Origin of the sequence: Mesorhizobium sp. M2A.F.Ca.ET.039.01.1.1, assembly GCF_003998035.1 — a bacterium.
Taxonomy (GTDB): domain Bacteria; phylum Pseudomonadota; class Alphaproteobacteria; order Rhizobiales; family Rhizobiaceae; genus Mesorhizobium.
The window spans coordinates 1-6,101 of record NZ_RZRY01000385.1 but is presented as its reverse complement, the minus strand read 5'-3'; the positions used below and the strand labels follow the sequence as shown (position 1 = coordinate 6,101).

At 63.8% G+C, this 6,101-nt stretch carries 4 protein-coding genes; all 4 read left to right on the top strand.

What is annotated here, in order from left to right; genetic code table 11:
- On the top strand, nt 1–1,586 hold a 1,586-nt coding region (locus EOA24_RS24525), incomplete at its 5' end, for a glycogen/starch/alpha-glucan phosphorylase (protein ID WP_127410145.1).
- Nucleotides 1,587–1,782: 196 nt separating this feature from the next.
- Nucleotides 1,783–3,996, top strand: a complete 2,214-nt coding sequence (gene glgB / locus EOA24_RS24520; protein ID WP_126083470.1) for a 1,4-alpha-glucan branching protein GlgB — start codon at nt 1,783–1,785, stop codon at nt 3,994–3,996.
- A 63-nt stretch (nt 3,997–4,059) separates the two neighbouring features.
- Nucleotides 4,060–5,328, top strand: coding sequence for a glucose-1-phosphate adenylyltransferase (glgC, locus tag EOA24_RS24515; protein WP_126078420.1), 1,269 nt, complete (start codon nt 4,060–4,062; stop codon nt 5,326–5,328).
- Between the two features lie 107 nt (nt 5,329–5,435).
- A partial coding sequence (locus EOA24_RS24510; RefSeq protein WP_189354185.1) for a glycogen/starch synthase occupies nt 5,436–6,101 on the top strand: 666 nt, incomplete at its 3' end.

The window sequence follows — 6,101 nt, the reverse complement described above, 5'->3', positions numbered from 1 at the left end:
GGCAGGAATATTTCTTCTCGACCGCTTCGCTGCAGGACATCGTCCAGCGCCACCTCAGCCAATATGGCGACTTGAAGTCTTTGCCCGACAAGGCGGCGATCCATCTCAACGACACGCATCCCGCGGTGGCGGTGCCGGAGCTGATGCGGCTGCTGATGGACGTCCATGGCATGGATTTCGACCTTGCCTGGGACATCACCAAGCGCACCTTCGGCTACACCAACCACACGCTGCTGCCCGAGGCGCTTGAAAGCTGGCCGGTGCCGCTGTTCGAGCGGCTTTTGCCGCGCCACATGCAGATCGTCTACGCCATCAATGCCCAGGTGCTGCTGGAGGCTCGGGCCACCGGAAAATTCTCGGGCGACCAGATCGCACGCATCTCGCTGATCCAGGAAAATGGCGACCGCCGCGTGCGCATGGGCAACCTGGCCTTTGTCGGCTCGCATTCGATCAACGGCGTCTCGGCGCTGCACACCGAACTGATGAAGGAGACGGTGTTCGCCGATCTCCACAAGCTCTATCCCGATCGCATCAACAACAAGACCAACGGCATCACGCCGAGACGCTGGCTGATCCAGTGCAATCCTGGCCTCACCGCGCTTGCCCGCGAGGCCATCGGCGACCGCTTCATGGACGATATTGAGAGGATCAAGGATCTCGACCCCTTGGCCGACGATGCCGCCTTCCGCGAGAAATTCGCCGCCGTGAAGCGCCAGAACAAGGCGCGGCTCGCCAAGCTCGTAGCCGACCGTCTCGGCATCAGGCTCGACCCGTCGGCGCTGTTCGACATCCAGGTCAAGCGCATCCACGAATACAAGCGCCAGCTGCTCAACATCCTGGAGGCGATCGCGCTCTACGACCAGATCCGCTCGCATCCCGAGCGGGACTGGATGCCGCGCGTGAAGTTCTTCGGCGGCAAGGCGGCGCCGAGCTACCACAACGCCAAGCTGATCATCAAACTGGCCAACGACGTCGCGAAGGTCATCAACGGCGATCCGTCGGTGCGCGGCCTGCTGAAAGTTGTCTTCGTGCCGAACTACAATGTCAGCCTGGCCGAGGTGATGATGCCGGCCGCCGACCTCTCCGAGCAGATCTCGACCGCCGGCATGGAGGCATCGGGAACCGGCAACATGAAGTTCGCGCTCAACGGCGCGCTGACCATCGGCACGCTCGACGGAGCCAATGTCGAGATCAAGGAACATGTCGGCGACGACAACATCTTCATCTTCGGCCTCACCACCGCCGAAGTCGCCGAGCGGCGCAACAATGGCTACAACCCGCGCGAAGTGATCGAGGCCTCGCCCGAGCTGTCGCAGGCGGTGTCCGCCATTTCCTCCGGCGTCTTCTCGCCCGACGATCCCGGCCGCTATCGCGACCTGATGAACGGCCTCTACCAGAGCGACTGGTTCATGGTGGCGGCCGACTTCGATTCCTACGCCGCCTGCCAGCGCGAGGTCGACGCCGTCTGGCGCAACAGCCCCGACTGGCACGCGCGCGCAATCCGCAACGTCGCCCGCGTCGGCTGGTTCTCGTCCGACCGCACGATCCGCCAATATGCGAAAGACATCTGGAACGTGCCCGTCTGATATGATTGCATGAGCCACCAGGAATGTGGCCCGGTGCATGCCGCCCAAATCACGGCATGTATCAAGACTAAGTTAGTGCATGCCGCCCAAAAGTGCGTAGCGGTTTTGGGATCGCGACATGCGCCAAGACAAAGAACGGCGCGTGCCGCACCAAGGCATGCGCCAGAACAAGATGCCCGGGGAGGGCGACCGCTTGATGAGGAAGCCGCGCGCGACCGCTGCGACAAGCGGGCCGGACGGACTGGCGCCTGCCGGCGATGTCGCGGCGATTGTCGCCGGGACGCATGGCGATCCTTTCGCGGTTCTGGGCGTGCAGGAGGCCGGCAAGGGCTTCGTCGCCCGCTGCTTCGTGCCCAACGCCGAATTCGTCACCGCCTATACGCTGACCGGCAAGGAGGCCGGCGAGCTCTCGCGCCGCGACGATGCCGGCTTCTTCGAGGGCAAGGTCTCGATCCGCAAGCGCCAGCCGCTGCGCTATCACGCCAGGAATGCCGGCGGCGACTGGTGGTTGACCGATCCCTATTCCTTCGGCCCGGTTCTGGGACCGATGGACGACTATTACATGGCCGAAGGCTCGCATCTTAGGCTCTTTGATAAGCTCGGCGCCCACATCATCGATCATGAGGGCGCCACCGGCGTGCATTTCGCGGTCTGGGCGCCCAATGCCAGGCGCGTCTCCGTGGTCGGCGCCTTCAACGACTGGGACGGGCGCCGCCACACCATGCGCGACCGCAAGGACACCGGCATCTGGGAATTGTTCATCCCCGATCTCGCCGCGGGCCAGCCCTACAAGTTCGAGATCATCGGACCGGACGGCGTGCGCCTGCCGCTCAAGGCCGACCCGTTCGCCTTCGAATCGGAACTGCGCCCGGCGACCGCCTCGGTGACGGCGCCGCCGATGGCGCATCAGTGGGGCGACGAGGCGCATCGCGGCTACTGGCGCAAGGCCGATCCCCGGCGCGAGGCGATCTCGATCTACGAGGTCCATGCCGGCTCCTGGCAGCGCCGCGACGACGGAACGTTCCTCTCCTGGGACGAGCTCGCCGCGCGGCTGATCCCTTACGTGGTCGACACCGGCTTCACCCATATCGAGTTCCTGCCGATCTCGGAGCATCCTTACGATCCGTCCTGGGGTTACCAGACCACCGGCCTTTACGCGCCGACGGCCCGTTTCGGCGACCCCGACGGCTTCGCCCGCTTCGTCGACGGCGCGCATCGCGCCGGCATCGGCGTCATTCTTGACTGGGTGCCGGCGCATTTCCCGGTCGACGAGCACGGGCTGGCGCAATTCGACGGCACCGCGCTCTACGAGCATGCCGATCCGCGACAGGGTTTTCACCCGGATTGGAACACCGCGATCTACAATTTCGGCCGCCGCGAGGTGGTGTCGTTCCTCGTCAACAACGCGCTGTTCTGGGCCGAGAAATACCATGTCGACGGATTGCGCGTCGATGCGGTCGCCTCGATGCTCTACCTCGATTATTCGCGCAAGGCGGGCGAATGGATCCCCAATGAGAAGGGCGGGCGCGAGAACCTGCATGCCGTCAGCTTCCTGCAGAAGATGAACAAGGAGCTCTACGGCCACCACCCCGGCGTGATGACGATCGCCGAGGAATCGACCTCATGGCCGAAAGTGTCGCGTCCCGTGCATGAGGGCGGGCTCGGCTTCGGCTTCAAGTGGAATATGGGCTTCATGCATGACACGCTGGAGTACCTTTCCAAGGAGCCGATCTTCCGCAAGCATCACCACAACGACATCACCTTCGGCCTGGTCTACGCGTTCTCGGAAAACTTCGTGCTGCCGCTCTCGCATGACGAGGTCGTGCACGGCAAAGGCACGCTGCTCCACAAGATGGCCGGCGACGACTGGCAGAAGTTTGCGACGCTGCGCGCCTATTACGCCTTCATGTGGGGCTATCCCGGCAAGAAGCTCCTGTTCATGGGCCAGGAATTCGCCCAGCGCCGCGAGTGGAGCGAGGCGCGCGCGCTCGACTGGAACCTGCTCGAATTCGCGCCGCATCGCGGCGTCTGGCAGACCGTGCGCGACCTGAACTACCTCTACCGTTCGCGCCCGGCCCTGCATGCGCGCGACTGCGAGCCGGAGGGCTTTTCCTGGCTGATCGTCGACGACCGCGACAATTCGGTCTTCGCCTGGCTGCGCAACGCGCCGGACGGCAACCCGGTCGCCGTCATCTCCAATTTCACGCCGGTGCCGCGCGAGAACTATCGCGTGCCGCTGCCGAAGGCGGGAAAGTGGCGCGAAATCATCAATACGGATGCCGCCGACTATGGCGGCTCCGGCATGGGCAATGGCGGCATGATCGAGGCGAGCGGGGAAGGGGGCGGCGTATCGGCGACGATGCTGCTGCCGCCGCTGTCGACGATCATGCTGGAATTCGTCACGGACTGAAGCAGATGATGTCTCATCCTGCCCTTGCAACGGTCCGGGCAGCTTGTTTGGGAGGGTAACAAAATGGCAGAGATCAAAAGAACCCAGCCGCTGGCGCGCGACGCCATGGCCTATGTGCTGGCCGGCGGCCGCGGCAGCCGCCTCAAGGAACTGACCGATCGGCGCGCCAAACCCGCCGTCTATTTCGGCGGCAAGACGCGCATCATCGATTTCGCCCTCTCCAATGCGCTGAACTCAGGCATCCGCCGCCTCGGCGTCGCCACCCAGTACAAGGCGCATTCGCTGATCCGCCACCTGCAGCGCGGCTGGAACTTCCTGCGTCCAGAGCGAAACGAGAGCTTCGACATCCTGCCGGCGTCGCAGCGCGTTTCGGAAACGCAATGGTATGAAGGCACTGCCGACGCCGTCTACCAGAACATCGACATCATCGAGGCCTATGGGCCGGAATACATGGTCATCCTCGCCGGCGACCACATCTACAAGATGGACTACGAACTTATGCTGCGCCAGCATGTCGATGCCGGGGCCGACGTCACCGTCGGCTGCCTGGAAGTGCCGCGCCTGGAGGCGACCGGCTTCGGCGTCATGCATGTCGATGCCAAGGACAACATCATCGCCTTCGTCGAAAAGCCTGCCGATCCGCCGGGCATTCCGGACAAGCCGGAATTCGCGCTCGCCTCGATGGGCATCTATGTTTTCAAGACCAAGTTCCTGATGGAGCAGCTGCGCCGCGACGCCGCCGAGCCCGGCTCCAGCCGCGACTTCGGCAAGGACATCATCCCCTATATCGTCCAGCACGGTAAGGCGATCGCCCACCGCTTCGCCAAATCCTGCGTGCGCTCCTCGCATGAGTCCGAGCCCTACTGGCGAGACGTCGGAACCGTCGATGCCTATTGGGAAGCCAATATCGACCTGACTGATATCACGCCCGAGCTCGACCTTTATGACCGCGACTGGCCGATCTGGACCTATGCGGAATTGAAGCCGCCGGCAAAGTTCGTGCATGACGAGGATGGCCGCCGCGGCGAGGCGATCTCCTCGCTGGTGTCCGGCGACTGCATCGTCTCCGGCGCCTCGCTGCGCCGCAGCCTGATCTTCACCGGCGCGCGCATTAATTCGTATTCGAAGCTGGAGGAGGTGGTGATGCTGCCCGACGTGACTGTCGGCCGCAACGCGCGCCTCAAGCGCGTCGTCATCGACCATGGCGTGCAGATCCCCGAGGGGCTGGTGGTCGGCGAGGATCCGGCCCTCGACGCCAAGCGTTTTCGCGTATCGGAAAAGGGCATCTGCCTGATCACGCAGGACATGATCAACAAGTTGTCGACCCCATAGGGGTCGATCAATAAGCTGTCGACCTGCCGATCAACCCTATCGGGTTGACGGCTTGATCAACAGATTGTCACTTTGACCTGTCACGTTGAGATCGGAATGTGGAGCGCATGCAGGTTCTGTCGGTCACGCCCGAAATCTTCCCGCTGATCAAGACCGGCGGGCTTGCCGACGTGACCGGCGCCCTGCCGATCGCGCTGGCCGGGAAGGGCGTGGCGATGCGCACGCTGGTTCCCGGCTATCCTGTCGTGATGGCTGCCTTCGCAAAGAAGAAACCCGTGTACCAGTATCCGTTGCTGCAGGGCGGCAAGGCTTCGATCCATGCCGTCAAGATCGGCGACCTCGATCTCTTCGTTTTGGACGCGCCGCATCTCTTCGATCGCCAGGGCGGCCCTTACGGCACCGCATCCGGCGCCGACTGGCCGGACAATTGGCGGCGCTTCGCGGCGCTGAGCCAGGTCGGCGGCGACATTGCCGGCGGCGCGATCTCTGGTTACCAGCCGGACATCGTTCATGCCCATGACTGGCAGTCGGCGATGACGCTTGCCTATATGCGCTACGGCAAGGCCGTCGGCCTGCCGTCGCTGATCACCGTGCACAACCTCGCCTTCCAGGGGCAGTTCGGGGCTGGAATCTTCGGCGAGCTCGGCCTGCCGGCCGTGGCCATGCAGCTCGACGGCGTTGAATATTATGGTGGCGTTGGCTTCCTCAAGGCCGGTCTGCAGGCGGCCTGGGCCATCACAACGGCGAGCGGATTTCCTGCGCATAGGTCGGGC

Bases quoted from the DNA above. Each gene is read 5' to 3' on its own strand.
- glgB (WP_126083470.1), top strand. From the start codon at position 1,783: ATGAGGAAGCCGCGCGCGACCGCTGCGACAAGCGGGCCGGACGGACTG.
- glgC (WP_126078420.1), top strand. From the start codon at position 4,060: ATGGCAGAGATCAAAAGAACCCAGCCGCTGGCGCGCGACGCCATGGCC.